The 14,354-nt window shown below is 30.2% G+C and carries 18 protein-coding genes; 12 read left to right on the top strand and 6 right to left on the bottom strand.

All coding sequences use genetic code 11. From position 1 onward, the window contains the following. Positions 1-9: 9 nt before the first annotated feature. From QML81_RS03180 to QML81_RS03160, 5 genes are read left to right on the top strand one after another with little or no spacing between them, the layout of a single operon-like run. Positions 10-564 (top strand): LemA family protein, encoded by a 555-nt coding sequence (locus QML81_RS03180; protein WP_281951745.1) that lies wholly within the window; start codon positions 10-12, stop codon positions 562-564. After that, on the top strand, positions 561-1,520 hold the full coding sequence (locus tag QML81_RS03175) for a DUF3137 domain-containing protein (protein WP_281951744.1): 960 nt from the start codon (positions 561-563) through the stop codon (positions 1,518-1,520). Before QML81_RS03180 ends, QML81_RS03175 begins: the two co-directional genes overlap by 4 nt. Then, positions 1,517-2,149 carry an NAD(P)H-dependent oxidoreductase gene (locus tag QML81_RS03170; protein ID WP_281951743.1) on the top strand — a complete coding sequence of 211 codons (633 nt, stop codon included), beginning with the start codon at positions 1,517-1,519 and terminating at the stop codon, positions 2,147-2,149. The genes QML81_RS03175 and QML81_RS03170 overlap by 4 nt, the downstream gene beginning before the upstream one ends. A 16-nt stretch (positions 2,150-2,165) precedes the next feature. Next, positions 2,166-2,900 (top strand): DUF481 domain-containing protein, encoded by a 735-nt coding sequence (locus tag QML81_RS03165; protein WP_281951742.1) that lies wholly within the window; start codon positions 2,166-2,168, stop codon positions 2,898-2,900. A gap of 12 nt (positions 2,901-2,912) precedes the next feature. After that, positions 2,913-3,083: an HTH domain-containing protein gene (locus QML81_RS03160; RefSeq protein WP_281951741.1), complete on the top strand. Its 171-nt coding sequence runs from the start codon at positions 2,913-2,915 to the stop codon at positions 3,081-3,083. Here the strand turns inward: QML81_RS03160 and QML81_RS03155 are convergent, their stop codons facing one another. The 6 genes from QML81_RS03155 to secG form a co-directional block, all read right to left on the bottom strand. Continuing rightward, positions 3,084-4,202: an MFS transporter gene (locus QML81_RS03155; RefSeq protein WP_281951740.1), complete on the bottom strand. Its 1,119-nt coding sequence runs from the start codon at positions 4,200-4,202 to the stop codon at positions 3,084-3,086. Continuing rightward, positions 4,195-4,677, bottom strand: coding sequence for an RDD family protein (locus QML81_RS03150; RefSeq protein WP_281951739.1), 483 nt, complete (start codon positions 4,675-4,677; stop codon positions 4,195-4,197). Before QML81_RS03150 ends, QML81_RS03155 begins: the two co-directional genes overlap by 8 nt. After that, a complete protein-coding gene (gene pyrE / locus QML81_RS03145; RefSeq protein WP_281951738.1) occupies positions 4,677-5,288 on the bottom strand; it encodes an orotate phosphoribosyltransferase in 612 nt (203 codons plus the stop codon). Before pyrE ends, QML81_RS03150 begins: the two co-directional genes overlap by 1 nt. A gap of 148 nt (positions 5,289-5,436) precedes the next feature. Continuing rightward, positions 5,437-5,997: a ribosome recycling factor gene (frr, locus tag QML81_RS03140; protein WP_281951737.1), complete on the bottom strand. Its 561-nt coding sequence runs from the start codon at positions 5,995-5,997 to the stop codon at positions 5,437-5,439. 163 nt (positions 5,998-6,160) lie between these two features. Beyond that, positions 6,161-7,150: a polysaccharide deacetylase family protein gene (locus QML81_RS03135; RefSeq protein WP_281951736.1), complete on the bottom strand. Its 990-nt coding sequence runs from the start codon at positions 7,148-7,150 to the stop codon at positions 6,161-6,163. Positions 7,151-7,159: 9 nt separating this feature from the next. Further along, positions 7,160-7,498 (bottom strand): preprotein translocase subunit SecG, encoded by a 339-nt coding sequence (gene secG / locus QML81_RS03130; protein ID WP_281951735.1) that lies wholly within the window; start codon positions 7,496-7,498, stop codon positions 7,160-7,162. 97 nt (positions 7,499-7,595) lie between these two features. On the opposite strand from secG, the gene QML81_RS03125 reads away from it, so the two are divergent. The 7 genes from QML81_RS03125 (at position 7,596) to QML81_RS03095 (ending at position 14,350) form a co-directional block, all read left to right on the top strand. Continuing rightward, positions 7,596-8,282, top strand: a complete 687-nt coding sequence (locus tag QML81_RS03125) for a methyltransferase domain-containing protein (RefSeq protein WP_281951734.1) — start codon at positions 7,596-7,598, stop codon at positions 8,280-8,282. Next, complete coding sequence (locus QML81_RS03120) at positions 8,279-8,623, top strand: hypothetical protein (RefSeq protein WP_281951733.1); 345 nt, start codon at positions 8,279-8,281, stop codon at positions 8,621-8,623. The genes QML81_RS03125 and QML81_RS03120 overlap by 4 nt, the downstream gene beginning before the upstream one ends. Before the next feature lie 54 nt (positions 8,624-8,677). Next, positions 8,678-9,274 carry a TetR/AcrR family transcriptional regulator gene (locus QML81_RS03115; protein ID WP_281951732.1) on the top strand — a complete coding sequence of 199 codons (597 nt, stop codon included), beginning with the start codon at positions 8,678-8,680 and terminating at the stop codon, positions 9,272-9,274. Beyond that, the gene (locus tag QML81_RS03110) at positions 9,267-10,106 is read left to right on the top strand and encodes an NADH-quinone oxidoreductase subunit B family protein (RefSeq protein ID WP_281951731.1); all 840 of its coding nucleotides are present in this window, start codon (positions 9,267-9,269) and stop codon (positions 10,104-10,106) included. The genes QML81_RS03115 and QML81_RS03110 overlap by 8 nt, the downstream gene beginning before the upstream one ends. Beyond that, positions 10,096-11,295: a nickel-dependent hydrogenase large subunit gene (locus QML81_RS03105; protein ID WP_281951730.1), complete on the top strand. Its 1,200-nt coding sequence runs from the start codon at positions 10,096-10,098 to the stop codon at positions 11,293-11,295. The genes QML81_RS03110 and QML81_RS03105 overlap by 11 nt, the downstream gene beginning before the upstream one ends. A gap of 104 nt (positions 11,296-11,399) precedes the next feature. Further along, complete coding sequence (locus QML81_RS03100) at positions 11,400-12,629, top strand: hydrogenase small subunit (protein ID WP_281951729.1); 1,230 nt, start codon at positions 11,400-11,402, stop codon at positions 12,627-12,629. Further along, on the top strand, positions 12,626-14,350 hold the full coding sequence (locus tag QML81_RS03095; protein WP_281951728.1) for a nickel-dependent hydrogenase large subunit: 1,725 nt from the start codon (positions 12,626-12,628) through the stop codon (positions 14,348-14,350). Before QML81_RS03100 ends, QML81_RS03095 begins: the two co-directional genes overlap by 4 nt. The last annotated feature ends 4 nt before the right edge of the window (positions 14,351-14,354 follow it).

The raw sequence follows: 14,354 nt of genomic DNA, 5'->3' as shown, positions 1-14,354 counted from the left end.
AGGATTGATATGCAAATTCTCATTGCAATAGGGATTGTACTTCTCCTTTTCATTTTAATGTACAATTTTTTAGTTTCAAGAAAAAACCAGGTAGAAAATATTTTTGCTTCAGTTGATGCTTTACTAAAAAAGAGATATGATCTTATTCCAAATCTTGTAGCTTCTGTTAAAGAGTATATGAAACATGAAAAAGATATATTAGAAGAGATAACAAAATTAAGATCTCAAGCTTTAAATCCTTATATAAGTGATGAAGAAAAGATTGATATTGATAAAAAAATGAGTAAACTTCTAAATTCTATCTTAGTTACAGTAGAAAACTATCCCCAATTAAAAGCAAATCAAAATATTTTACATCTTCAACATACACTAAATGAGATTGAAGAACAGATTAGCGCTGCAAGAAGAGCATATAATCAAGCTGTTACTGATTATAATAATGCTATTGAGATGTTTCCTACAAATATTTTGGCTAAATATATGGGATATAAAAGAAAAAAAGTGTTTGAGATAAGCGAAAATGAAAGAGAAAATATAGATGTAAAAAATCTTTTTAATTCATGAACAGACTATCTTCTTTATTAGATCTATATTATAATGATTTATACAATGATTTAGAAATTTTTGAAAAAGAGAGAAAAAAACTTGCTTCAAGATTAAAAACTATTGCTATTTCTATTTTCTTTATAGATACAATTTTAATATATTTTATTTATAAAAATTCTCAAGATTTGGAAAATATTATTTTTGTAATTGCAGCTTCAGTTTCTATCTATTTTTTTATACAAAAAATTGTAACTAAAAAGTATAGAGAAAATTTTAAAGAAAAGATTATAAAAAAACTCATTTTACATCTTGATAAAAATCTAAAATATTCACCTAATAGTTATTTTCCTCAAAATTTATATATATTATCTTCGCTTTTTCCAAAAAAGTTTGATAGATATAATGGAAATGATCTTGTTGTTGGGCAGATTCAAAATATTCCAGTAATTTTTTCAGATATTCACACTCAATATAAAACAAAAGATTCAAAAGGAAGGACACATTGGCATACAATATTTAAGGGTCTTTTTTTTATGGCAGATTTTAATAAAGATTTTTATGGGAAGACTCTTATTTTTCCAGATACGGCACAAAAACTGTTTGGATATTTGGGACAATTTTTACAAGAGATTTTTAAAAAACAGGGATTAGAACTTGTAAAATTAGACCATCCACAATTTGAAAAAGAGTTTGTTGTTTATAGTAGTGACCAAATTGAAGCAAGATATATTTTAACTACAAATTTAATGGAAAAACTTGTAAGAATGAAAAAAAAATTAAACAAACCTATTTATATATCATTTGTTAACAATCACATTTTTGTAGCGATTAGTGATATTGATAGTTTTGAGCCATCAATTTTTAGTTCTCTTTTTGATATTAGTTTAATTAAAAATTATATAATAACACTCAAATATACAGTAGGATTAGTGGAAGAGTTAAATTTAAATAAAAAACTTTGGAGCAGATTATGAATAGAAAAGATGAATTTTTAAAAATGATGTATTTTAGACATGCATGTAAGATATTTGATGAAAATAGAAAAATTCCAAAAGAGGATTTTGACTTTATTTTAGAGTGTGCTAGGCTTAGTCCAAGCTCTTTTGGAATGGAGCCATGGCGTTTTTTAGTTATAACAGATCAAAATCTAAAAGATAAATTAAAGCCATTGTGTTGGAATCAAAAACAGATTAACACTTGTTCACATCTTGTTATAATAAAGGCACAAAAAGAGATTTTAAAACCAGATAGCGATTATGTAAAAAAAATGTTTAATAGAAGAGAACTTCCAAAAGAAAAAATTGAAGCTTATCTTAAAAGATATAAAGATTTTATGCAAGATAAATTGGATAATGAAAAGCTATTTTGCTGGAGTTCAAAACAGTGTTATATAGCTGCAGCTAATATGGTTGATTCAGCTGCATTTATAGGAATAGATAGCTGTATGATTGAAGGATTTGAAAAGGATAAGGTTGAAGAGCTATTAAATATTGATACAAAAAAAGAAGAAATTGCGCTTTTAATAACTTTTGGATACAGAGTAAAGCCAGCTCCTGAGAAAAAAAGATTATCTTTAGAAGAGATAGTTGAATATAAAAATTAACATTAAGGATATATAAATGAGAAATATAGTTTTATTATTCCTTTTTATAACATACTCATTTGCTATAGTTTCAATAGAACCAAAAGATATAGGTGAAAAAAATCCTGGAATAAGTGGCGAAATAGGAGCTTCTTTAGAGATAAATAGAGGCAATACAGACACTACATCTACATCTTTATCTGCAAGTTTACAAATAGATAAAGACCACTGCTTATGTTTTGCAACTCTTTCATATGAGTATGGAGAAAGTAGTGGAGAAAAAAACAAAGATAGAGCTTTTTTACATCTTAGACATCTTGAAAAGATTAATGAAGATAATGTATGGGAATTTTTTGCACAGCTTCAAAAAGATGAGTTTAAAGATCAAAAATTAAGAGCATTGATTGGTACTGGTGAGAGATATAGATTTTTTAATGAAAATGAAACAAAAACTTATATTGGAATTGGAGCCTTTTTGGAGAGAGAAAAAATAGAAGATGAAGATACAAAAGACTATTTTAGAGGGAATTTTTATATAAGTTTTAAAAAAAGGTTCAATGATAATGTAAAAATGGCTTTTATTTCATATTATCAGCCAAAACTTGATGAATTTAGTGATTATGAAAGTACAAATTCATTAGAATTTTCAGTAAAATTATCCAAAAATTTGGATCTTTTAATTCTAACAAATTATGATTATGATTCGCGTCCACCAAAAGATATTAAAAAATATGATCTATCTCAAAAAATTGGTATAAGTTATAAATTTTAAAAAGGAGGGAAAATGGATTTAGAAAATAAGATATTGGAATTGATTAAAGATAAAGCAATGAAATCTGGTGAAATCGCTGAAGCTTTAGAGGTTGATAAAAAAGAGGTTGATAAAGTTATAAAAAAATTAAAAAAAGAGGAAAAAATAGAATCTCCTAAAAGATGCTTTTATCAAGCTAAATAGTTAGGGCTTTTGCCATAATATTTTTATTGATTTTATATCAACTAATATTAAAAGACTAAATAAAGCAACAATAGAAGCATATAAAAAAAGATATTTACCATAAAAAATTCCAGCAAATATACTTCCTACAAATCCTCCTAAACCAAAAGATATCCCTCCAAAAAACTGCTGAGCCAATTTTTTATTTTCATAAATAGAAAATAGATAAGCTATAGCAGCTGAATAGTAAAGAGCAAAGCTAAATGCATGAAGTGATTGAGTAAAATATGCAATAAATATAGATTCTGGATATAGATATAATAAAAACCATCTAATTACTGCACTAAATATAGATATTTTTATCAATAAAAGAAGATTTTTTTTCATCAAAGGAGTTTGCATATATAGCATAACAATTTCACATATAACTCCAAATGTCCATAAATAGCTAACAGTATCATAATCTAAGCCATGAGAAGTTTCATATATTGTAAAAAAGTTATAAAATGGACCAAAACTAACCTGCATTAAAAATAGACTAACCCAAAATTGCCAATATTTAAGTAAAGAAAAGGAGTTTTGAGAACTTTTAACACTCTCTTTTTTTTCATAATCAGCTATTAAATATCCAAAAATTGAAGTAAAAAAAATCGTGAAAAATAGAAAAATTAAAGCATTTTTGGGATTGTTCATATATTTTGCTAAAACAAGAGCAATAATTATAAATCCAATTGAGCCCCACAATCTGCTTTTGCCATAATTTTCTTTTCCAATTTTTTCTAATGCAATAGTTTCAGCAAATGGCAAAATAAGAGCAAAACTAATTCCAAGCAAAATATTTGGTATTAAAAATAGATAAAAATTTTCTATAGTTATAAAAAAGAGTATTGCTGAAATTATTGAAAGAAAAAGTGAAAAAATATATACTTTTTTTGTTAAAGAAAAATGTTTTAGAAAAAAAAACGGAGTAATAAATCTCATTAAAGGACTCATTGCAAATACAACGCCAATTTCTAAGCTACTATATCCTTTTAGTTCAAGAACTTTTGGAAGATATATTATATAAACTCCAATTATAGAAAAAAAGAAAAAATAAAATGCGGATATATTGAAAAAAAGTGAAAAACTATTTTTAGTCAATTTCATCTTCAGATTTAATCATATAAGTAAAAGATAAAATATCATGTAGAGTCTGCTTATCTTTTCTAAAAAGTGCCAATAATATACCTATAATAGAAAATATCGATATTTGCATTAAAAAATATCTTATTATTGATTGAAATATATTTGGATTTTTCATTGCTTTGTTTACAATTTTTATATCATATGCTTTCATACCAGGAGTTTGACCTTTAAAACTCCAAAAAGATGTAACAATTAGTAAATGAGGTATCAATATATATAGCCAGCCTTCTCCCATATGAGATTTAAACTCTTCTCTGCTTCCCATAACAAGATATATTACTATATAGAGAATTGGCATAGTTATCATAAATGTATCTGTTAAAAAAGCTTTTAATCTATCTGGTATAGAAGCAGGAATGAAACTAATTTCTTCTTTTTTTTCGATATTTTTTTTAATTTTTTTATGTTTTACATCACGCCATCTTGGCATCAGTTTCCTCTGCTTCCTGGCTTAATAGGTTTACTTCCCTCTTTGCACATAGGACACTCATCTGGCTCATATATAGGAAAATCAAAATCAGCCAATGCAAAAAATGGTTTATCTTCTGGAAGTTTACACTCTTTTTTTCTTTTAATGTGTGACCCCACTCTATTACATACTCCACGATTTGCTAATGCTGCAAATCCAACAACAACTCCGCCTCTTTTTTCAATCTCTTGTGCAGCTTCCATTGCGGAACCACCGGTAGTAATAATATCTTCACATATTAATATTTTCTCACCCTTTTTTACCTCAAATCCTCTTCTTAGGGTCATTTTTCCATCTTTTCTTTCTGTAAATATAAATCTTACTCCTAAAGCCCTAGCTAGTTCATATCCAGCAATTAATCCTCCAATTGCAGGAGAGCATACACTGTCTATTTTTAAACCATAATCCATTATCTGTTTTGCAAGCTCTTTTGCCAAAATTTCTGCTCTTTTTGGATCTTCCAATACTTTTGCACTTTGAAGATAGTTTGGGCTATGCTTTCCGCTTGAAAGTAGAAAATGCCCCTCTAATAAAGCACCACTATCTTTATAGATTTTTTCAATATCAACCATTTATATTCCTTTTACAATTTTGACATTGGACATTGGGATTGGTATTAAATGCTATGTATTAAGTATTAAATTCTTAAACTATAGCTAAATTCTTAACTCTATTAACCAATAAACCAGTTACTAATTACTAATGTCCAATGACTAATGACTAAACTTTCATAATCTCTTGTTCTTTTGCCTTGACTAAATCATCAACTTTTTTAACAAATTCATCAGTTATTTTTTGTATCTCTTCAAGCGCTTTTTTCTCTTCATCTTCAGTTATTAATTTCTCTTTAAATAGCTTTTTGATTTTATCATTTGCATCGCGTCTTACATTTCTAATTGCAATTTTTGCTTTTTCACCAAACTGTTTAGCCTTTTTTGCTTCAGCTTCTCTTTGCTCCACTGTCATTGGTGGAAAAAAGAGTTTTATCTGCTCTCCATCATTATTTGGATTTACCCCTATATTTGCTTCTTGAATAGCTCTTTCTATTTCTCCAAGTAAAGATTTGTCCCATGGAGAGATTACAATAGTTGTAGCATCAGTAGCAACAACACTTGCAGCTTGATTTAAAGGTGTTGGTGTTCCATAATAATCAACTTTAATATTTTCTACTACTGCTGTAGTGACACGACCAGTTCTTAAGGTATTAAAATCTTTTTTTAATACTTCAAGAGATTTTTGCATATGGTCTCTTGCATAATCATAAATTTCTTGTAACTCCATCTTTACTCCTTATTTGTAAATTAGTTAAAATGGTTAAAATGGTTAAGTGGATTTTTTTGTTGAGTTGTTAAAAAGTTAAAATAGTTGAGTAGTTTTTAGCCAATTCAACAACTTAGCCATAAAACCACTAAACAACTCAATCTCTTAACCACTCAACTACTAACTATTTAACCAAAATCTTCGTATTAATTTTACTATTTTTTACCTTTATAATAACTCTAACTCTACTCTTTTTTAGTTTATAGTTTAGATTTTCTTCTATTAATCCATTATTTACTTTAACCCATTTCCAGCCATAATCTGTCACATAAATTTGTGCTTTTTTAACGTTTTCAAAAATTCTTACTTTTATTTTATTTAAAACACCATTTTTTGGATAATTTTTTGGCTCAATCCATAATGCATTTAAATGTTTTAGTTTTAGAAAAAAGTTTAAATTTTTAATCTCTCCAACCAAAGCTATTCTATCTAAATCATAAATATCACTATCTTTATTTATTGCACCGATATTTTGATTACATATAGCTTCAAATCCAAAACTTTTTATAATCTTTTTCACTCTATCATCATACTCCCCATAAGGATAAGCGTAATATTTTGGCATATAACCCAAATTTTTTTCAAAAATAGTTATAGAAGTTTTTGTATCTTTTTTAATCTTACTATCACTTAAATGTGTAAGATGCGGATGAGAATGCGAATGAAGGGCAATTTCACCATATTTTTCACACTCTTTAATCTCATCCCAACTCATAAAATCTTTCCATTTTTCTTCAGTGGGTTTTGTAGAGACAAAAAGAGTAAAAGGATAGTTATATTTTTTAAATAGCCAAAGAGCATTTTTATAAAAACTTTTATATCCATCATCAATTGTTAAAACAATCCAATTATCTGGTATCTCTTTTTTATTTTTTATTGATTTTACAAGTTTTTTTAATGAAACTATTTTGTAATTATTTTTTTTAAAATATTCAAACTCTCTTTTTAGTTCTTCTATTGAAGTATTTGTTGAAGGATATCTTTCATCTCCAAATCTATGATATACGAAAATATGGGCATCAGCTTTTAAAATGAAAGGGGATAAGTTTATGAATGAAAAAAAGAGATAGAGGAAAATTATATAAAAAAGTTTTTTCCTCCTATGACATTCCAAAACATTTTCCTATTTGTTTTTTGGGGCTGCAGGCACTTCGTTTGTCTCTTTTTTGATTGGAACTTCAGGAATAATCTTTTTTTCTTCTTTAACTTTTACTTCGTCAATTAAAGATTTGTTATGCTCTTTATTGTACATATATCCTAAAGCTATAGTATTTATAATAAATAGAGTACCTAATATAAATGTAAGTTTTGCCAAAAATCCTTGAGGGCCTTTTGCTCCAAAAAGAGATTCATTACTTCCGCTATATGCTCCAAGTCCAATAGAAGAGCTTTTTTGTAATAAAATTATAATAGTTAAAACTATTGCTAAAATTATTTGTAATATAAACAATACCTGTAACATTAATAAATCCTCTAATCTGAAAAATTTAAGCCAATTATACCTAAATTATTTTATAATTTGGTTAAAAATAGAGGTAATTTTATAAGGTGCCCTTAATATGAATCCATCAAAAGAGTTTTCCCGCTTTGCAAAAACGTATCAAAAATATAAAATAATTCAAACAAAAGTAGCAAAACATCTTATATCAAAAATAGATTCAAAGCCAAAAAAAATTCTTGATTTAGGTGCTGGCAGTGGAGAGGTATATAAAAATATAAACTGGGATTTTGATAATTTTATTGCAGTTGATTCTTCAAAAGAGATGCTAAATCTGCATCCAGATTTTAAAGTAAAAAAATTATTATGCGATTTTTCCACAAATAGCTGTTTTGATATCTTGAAAAAAGAGAGATTTGATTTAATTATTGCTTCTTCTTCACTGCAATGGAGTCAAGATCTTGATTTTACATTTAAAGAGATTTCAAAATTAAATAAAGATTTTATTTTTGCTATTTTTACAGATAAAACATTTGAAACAATTCATAAAATAGTAAATATAAAATCTCCTATTTATAGTTTAGAAGAGATTCTTTCTTTGTCTCAAAAATATTTTTTGATAAACTATGAGATAAAAAGGTATAGACTTTTTTTTAAAAATAGTTTAGAAATGTTTCGATATATTAAAAAAAGTGGAGTAAGTTCTGGAAGAAAAAGACTCTCTTATAAAGAGATGAAATTTCTTATAGATAATTATCCCTATAAATACTTGGAATTTGAAGTAGTTTTTTTATGGAATAAAAAATGAAAATTTTTATTTTTATATTTTTAATATTTACAGTTGTTTATTCTCAAGAAGTAAAATGTACCATAGAGTATGAGAGAATATATTGTAAATATTTTATTGATAGATCTGATAATGAAAATGGTAAAAGAGTGCTTTTTCATTGGCACTCTCCATCTGGTAAAGATGATAGAAAAAGAGTTTTTGAAATTCCCCCATATTATGGTTCAGTTTATGATTATAGATACCTTCCTGGTAGAGAAAATGGAAAATGGATTGTTGAGGTAAAAGATTTAGATACTAATGAAAGTGCTGAAACAAGTTTTATTGTTAATAGTGAGAATGAAGAGTTTTTTGAGGAGTAGTGAATAGATTATTTCAAAGTTTAGAATCGAGGGAGTATAAAGGAGTATAAATATATGAAAAAAGAGATTAAAAAGGAGCAAAGAAAGATAGAAATCATGGATACAGCCCTGCAGCTTTTTGCAAAGAAGGGTTATTATGAAATTACTATATCTGATATTGCCAAAGAGATAGGTATGAGTGTTGGAAATTTATATAACTACTTTTCATCCAAAGATGCGCTTGCTAAAGAACTTATGCTCTATATCTCTAAAATTTTGGGAAATCAAATACGTCAGATAAATCTTAAGCCTATCAGTACAAAAGAGAAAATAGAGCAGATTGTTGCTTTTTATTTTGAAATAGCACAGAAACGTTCTGAATTGATTCAATATTTTTTGCGCATTTACCTATCACATAAGGAAATATTTAAAAATGGTTGTGAAGGAATGATATGTGTAAGCCCATTTGTGACTGAGATAATGGTACTTTTTGAGGAGGGAGTAAGCAAAGGTGAGCTTAAAAATCAGGATTTTTTTTGTGCTTTTGGTCTTTTTATGGGATATTTAGGTGGTATGGCTTTTTTGAAAGAAGAGGGAATGCTTCCTAATGAACTTTCATACTATCAACAAGATATTGCCAATAACATCTATAGAGCTTTAAAGAATGGTTAAAACTATCTGGTTACAAGGTATTACTTGTAATGGAAACACACACTCTTTTTTACATTATGAACAGCTTTCATCATTTATTAAGCAGATAGAGTTTCTATATCATCCTCTTTTACCTTCTAAACTATCAATAGAAGATCTCTGTTATTTTGAGGATAATTTTGATCTATTGATAGTAGAAGGAGCCTATGGCAATATTAATAGAGGAAGATGCTCCTTTATTGAGATTTTTAATAGATTAAAAAATAGAGCAAAACATATTATAGCTGTTGGAAGTTGTGCAGTGTATGGTGGAATTTTGGGAGAAAGAGGAATTAATTTTGCCAAAGATCGTCAAATAGATTCACTAAATATTATCAATATTCCAGGTTGTCCTGCTCATCCAGAATGGATATCTTTTGCAATAAATATTATACAAAAGGGTGAATCTATTCGTATTGATAATTTCCAAAGACCAAAAGAGATTTATGCATATACAGTACATAGTGGGTGCATACGTAATGAATATTTTGAATGGAAAATAGATGCCAAGAGTTTTGGAACTAAAGAGGGGTGCCTTTTTTATGAACAAGGATGCCAAGCACCATTTACACATGGAAGCTGTAATAAGATTTTGTGGAATGGAGTAAGCTCAAAAACACGTATTGGAACTCCATGTTTTGGATGTACTGAGCCTTCTTTTCCTACTAATAATCTATTTAAAACAAAAACACATATGGGTATACCTGCAAAGATGCCATTAGGAGTACCAAAAAGAGCATATCTAACTCTTACTGGAATAGCAAAGAGTTTTTATATTCCAAGACTTAATAAGAGAATTTTTAATGAAGATTGATATTTTACAAAAAGTAGAAGGAGAAGTATATCTACACTATTTCTGGGATAAAGATATTATAGAAGATGTAGAGATTAAATTTGAACATTACCGTGGATTTGAAAAACTTCTTGTTGGGAAAGATCCCCTTGATGCACTTGTGATTAATCCAAGAATTTGTGGAATTTGTGGTCATGCACACTTGCGAGCCACTGCAGAAGCTTTAGAGGATGCATTTAAAATAGTTCCTCCCAAAAAAGCAAAAATTATTCGAGAGATTACAACCCTTTGTGAGGTTGTGCAAAATCATCTTAAATGGTTTTATTTAGTAATCGTTCCTTTTGTAGGTTTAGATACAAAATTTTTAACAATACAACCTGCAATTGTGGCAGTAAACAAAATTATTGCTCTTTTTGGTGGACAATATCCACACAGTTCCTATATGCTTCCAGGTGGAGTAACATGTGATCCGTCTTATATAGAGATATATAAAGCAAAAAATTATCTTGAGTATGTAAAAGATATTATTAGATCAAATCTTTTATGTGAGCCTTTTGATATAAATAATATGAAAAATGAACAGAGTGATTTTGGAGATGTTTTTCGCTACTTATTAAAATTTGGTAAAGTAGGACAAAGTTATGATAGGTATGTGGTTTTTGGAAAGAGTGCCTATGTAGATTCTGTAAAAATTTTAAAAACTGTGAAAAAAAGTATTTCTACAAAATATATTGAAGAGAACAATAATGCAATAAAGTATCGTGGAAAAATGTATGAAACTGGGCCATTAGCAAGGATGATAGTAATTCGCCACCCTTTAGTAATGCAACTGCATAGACGATATAAAGATGCATTGATTACAAGAGTTTCAGCACGTATAGTTGAGATAGATATAATTTTGAAAAAAATTGAATATTTATTAGATACTATCAGTTTAGAAGAACCCTCATATATATCATCACAAATAAATGATGGCTATGGGGAAGGTATTGTAGAAGCTGCAAGAGGTTCATTACTGCATCGTATTTGGATTAAAGATAGAAAAATTGATAAATATCAAATTATTACCCCAACACAATGGAATCTTTTACAAGGTACAAAAAAAGAGCCAGGTGTTGCAAGAAAAGCAATTAGAGGGCTTAGAGATAAACAATTGGCAGAACTCATTTTTAGAAGTTTTGATATCTGCTCTGTATGCACTACACATTAGTTCCAAAAATATATAAGAAACCATAGATTTTGCGTGATACATAAGTAATTTGTAAGTAATATTAGCTAAAATTATTGAATGAGTATTCAATCAAAGGAGAGGTTATGAATAGAGAACACCTTCGCTCGCTCTTTACAACCAAGAGTGCCAGAGTTGATACAAACAGAGGTGAAGCCTACTATACAAGACTTTATAAAGAGTGTAAAGCGAGGCTCGAAGAGCTTAAAAAAATTGAGCCGCTTCGTAAAATCTCCATTAAAGAGATTTTAGAAGATGAAGGAGTTTCTAGAAGAGACTTTTTAAAGTGGGCTAGTGCAACTACAGCGATGCTGATGCTTCCTAGCTCTTTTACCCCTCTTGTAGCAGAAGCTGCTGAACTGATGACAAGAGTTCCAGTAATTTGGATAGAGCTGCAAGATTGTGCAGGAAACTCGGAAGCTTTTATTAGAAGTGATGGACCAAAAGTGGATGAGATTATTTTAGAAATCATTTCTCTGGAATTTCAAGAGACTCTTATGGCTGCAGCTGGACATCAAGCAGAAGCGCAGCTTGAAGATGCGATTGAGCATTTTAAAGGAAAGTATTTATTATTTGTAGAAGGTGCTATTCCAGTAGGTACAGGAAGAGAGTGGTGTACGATCGGGGCAAGTGGTGAAACTTTTGAAGAGCATCTAAAAAGAGTTGCCAAAGATGCAGCAGCAATAGTAGCAGTTGGAACATGTGCAACATTTGGTGGTGTTCCAGCCGCTGCTCCAAATCCAACTGGTGCAGTGGGTGTTATGGATGTTGTTAATAATAAACCAATTATTAATATTCCAGCATGTCCGGCAAATCCTGCAAATATGGTTGGAGTTATTTTACATTATGTTCTTACTGGACAAATTCCAGAGCTTGATTCGCTTCTTCGACCAAAATTTGCTTTTGGATATAGAATCCACGATAATTGTGAAAGAAGAGCACACTTTGATGCGGGTGAGTTTGTAGAAGAGTGGGGCGATGAAGGTGCGAAAAACAACTTCTGCCTTTATAAGATGGGATGTAAAGGTCCTATGACATTTAACAACTGCTCAATTGTACGCTATAACGAAGCTGTCAACTGGCCAATTGGCTCAGGGCATGGATGTATTGGATGTAGTGAGCCTGGATTTTGGGATAAATATGCATATGAAAGACCTATGGCAGATGCAAATATCAAAATGGCTCCAGATGGCGGAGTTGAAAAGAGTGTGGATGAGTTTGGATTAGGACTATTAACTGCTGCTGGTGTAGGCATTGCAATTCATGCTGCGGCAAGTGTAGTTGCTGGAAAGAAAAGTGAAGGAGATAAAGAATGAGTACAAAACATATAGTTGTTGATCCTATTACCAGAATAGAGGGGCATTTGCGTATAGAAGCAGTCATCGATGAAAACAACACTATCGTAGATGCTTACAGCTCTTCAACGATGTTTCGAGGTATTGAAGAGATTTTAAAGGGGCGTGATCCAAGAGACTGTGGTCTGCTTGCAATGAGAATTTGTGGTGTGTGCACAGGAACCCACTATCAAAGAAGTATTGAGGCGGTTGAGCATGCTTTTGGTGTGACAATTCCAAAAAATGCAAGGCTTGTGAGAAACCTCATACAAGGGGCACTCTATGTACATGATCATGTTGTACATTTTTATCATCTTCATGCACTTGATTGGGTAGATATCACAAAAGCTTTGGAAGCTGATCCAGCAAAGACAGTAGATGAAGCAAAAAAATGGGCAAATGTGGCTGGAACAACTCCATATGTTGCAGATAGTGTAAAATTTAAAGAGGTGCAAGATCGCCTAAAGAAATTTGTCAAGCAAGGTCGATTAGGTCTTTTTGCAAAAGGATACTGGGGAAATCCACACTATAAACTAACTCCTGAGCAAAACTTGCTTGCAGTGACACACTATCTTCAAGCCCTTGATTTACAACGTGATGCAGCAAAAATGATGGCTATTTTTGGAGGGAAAAATCCACATCCACAAAGCATAGTTGTTGGTGGTGTAACCTGTGTTCAAGATATAAAAAATCCAGCAAGAATTGCTCTATATAAAGATCTTTTAAAAGGCTTTACACGATTTATCAAAGGAGCATATCTGCCTGATATCTATATGGCTGGAACTATGTATGGAGATGAGGCGCTCGATGGTACGGGAGCAGGTCTAAAAAACTATCTATCTTATGGTGGATTTAGACTTCAAGATAATGGATTTTACAAATCTGAGCTTCTTTTCCCAAGTGGACTTGTAATCGATGGAAAATATCAAGAGTTTGATCAAGAAAAAGTGGCAGAAGATGTAACACATTCTTGGTATAATGGAGATAAGCCACTTCATCCATTTGATGGACAAACTATTCCGAACTACACAGGATTTGGTAAAAAAGAAGATGGTATTGCCTATCTTGATACCAAAGGAAAATACTCTTGGATTAAATCGCCAATCTATGACGACACAAGAGTTGAGGTTGGACCTCTTGCAAGAATGGTTGTAGGATATATAAAAGGTGATAAACGAATTAGCGACTATGTGAACAGATTTTTGAAAAATGCAAACCTGCCTGCAAAAGTACTCTTTTCAACCGTTGGTAGAACTGCGGCAAGGGCAATTGAAACAGAACTTATGGCTGATATGCTTTTTGATTGGGTAGATGAGCTTGCAGCCAATGTCGCAGCAGGAGATCTGTCAACATGGACGGAATTTGATTTTGATTATGTAAGTAAAAACGCACAAGGCTATGGACTTGAAGAGGCTCCAAGAGGAGCATTGGGACATTGGGTAAAAATTACAGATGGCAAAGTTGAAAATTATCAAGCAGTTGTACCATCTACATGGAATGCAGCACCAAGAGATTATAAAAATAGAATGGGTGCCTATGAAGCAAGTCTTGTTGGTACAAAAGTGGCAAAACCTGAAGAGCCTTTGGAGATTTTACGAACAATACACAGTTTTGACCCATGTATCGCATGTGCAGTGCATATAGTGGATACAAAAGGAAAAAATTTAGGTGAGTTTAAAGTAAATACCTCTTGCTCAATTTAAGGGG

This window comes from Nitrosophilus kaiyonis (genome assembly GCF_027943725.1).
Classification (GTDB): domain Bacteria; phylum Campylobacterota; class Campylobacteria; order Campylobacterales; family Nitratiruptoraceae; genus Nitrosophilus_A; species Nitrosophilus_A kaiyonis.
This window is presented reverse-complemented; position numbering and strand designations above follow the sequence as displayed.

Coding starts and splice junctions, on each gene's coding strand:
- QML81_RS03115 (WP_281951732.1), top strand. CDS start 8,678: ATGAAAAAAGAGATTAAAAAGGAGCAAAGAAAGATAGAAATCATGGAT.
- QML81_RS03170 (WP_281951743.1), top strand. CDS start 1,517: ATGAATAGAAAAGATGAATTTTTAAAAATGATGTATTTTAGACATGCA.
- QML81_RS03175 (WP_281951744.1), top strand. CDS start 561: ATGAACAGACTATCTTCTTTATTAGATCTATATTATAATGATTTATAC.
- QML81_RS03150 (WP_281951739.1), bottom strand. CDS start 4,677: ATGCCAAGATGGCGTGATGTAAAACATAAAAAAATTAAAAAAAATATC.
- QML81_RS03120 (WP_281951733.1), top strand. CDS start 8,279: ATGAAAATTTTTATTTTTATATTTTTAATATTTACAGTTGTTTATTCT.
- secG (WP_281951735.1), bottom strand. CDS start 7,498: ATGTTACAGGTATTGTTTATATTACAAATAATTTTAGCAATAGTTTTA.
- QML81_RS03110 (WP_281951731.1), top strand. CDS start 9,267: ATGGTTAAAACTATCTGGTTACAAGGTATTACTTGTAATGGAAACACA.
- QML81_RS03125 (WP_281951734.1), top strand. CDS start 7,596: ATGAATCCATCAAAAGAGTTTTCCCGCTTTGCAAAAACGTATCAAAAA.
- pyrE (WP_281951738.1), bottom strand. CDS start 5,288: ATGGTTGATATTGAAAAAATCTATAAAGATAGTGGTGCTTTATTAGAG.
- QML81_RS03180 (WP_281951745.1), top strand. CDS start 10: ATGCAAATTCTCATTGCAATAGGGATTGTACTTCTCCTTTTCATTTTA.
- QML81_RS03165 (WP_281951742.1), top strand. CDS start 2,166: ATGAGAAATATAGTTTTATTATTCCTTTTTATAACATACTCATTTGCT.
- QML81_RS03100 (WP_281951729.1), top strand. CDS start 11,400: ATGAATAGAGAACACCTTCGCTCGCTCTTTACAACCAAGAGTGCCAGA.
- QML81_RS03095 (WP_281951728.1), top strand. CDS start 12,626: ATGAGTACAAAACATATAGTTGTTGATCCTATTACCAGAATAGAGGGG.
- frr (WP_281951737.1), bottom strand. CDS start 5,997: ATGGAGTTACAAGAAATTTATGATTATGCAAGAGACCATATGCAAAAA.
- QML81_RS03160 (WP_281951741.1), top strand. CDS start 2,913: ATGGATTTAGAAAATAAGATATTGGAATTGATTAAAGATAAAGCAATG.
- QML81_RS03105 (WP_281951730.1), top strand. CDS start 10,096: ATGAAGATTGATATTTTACAAAAAGTAGAAGGAGAAGTATATCTACAC.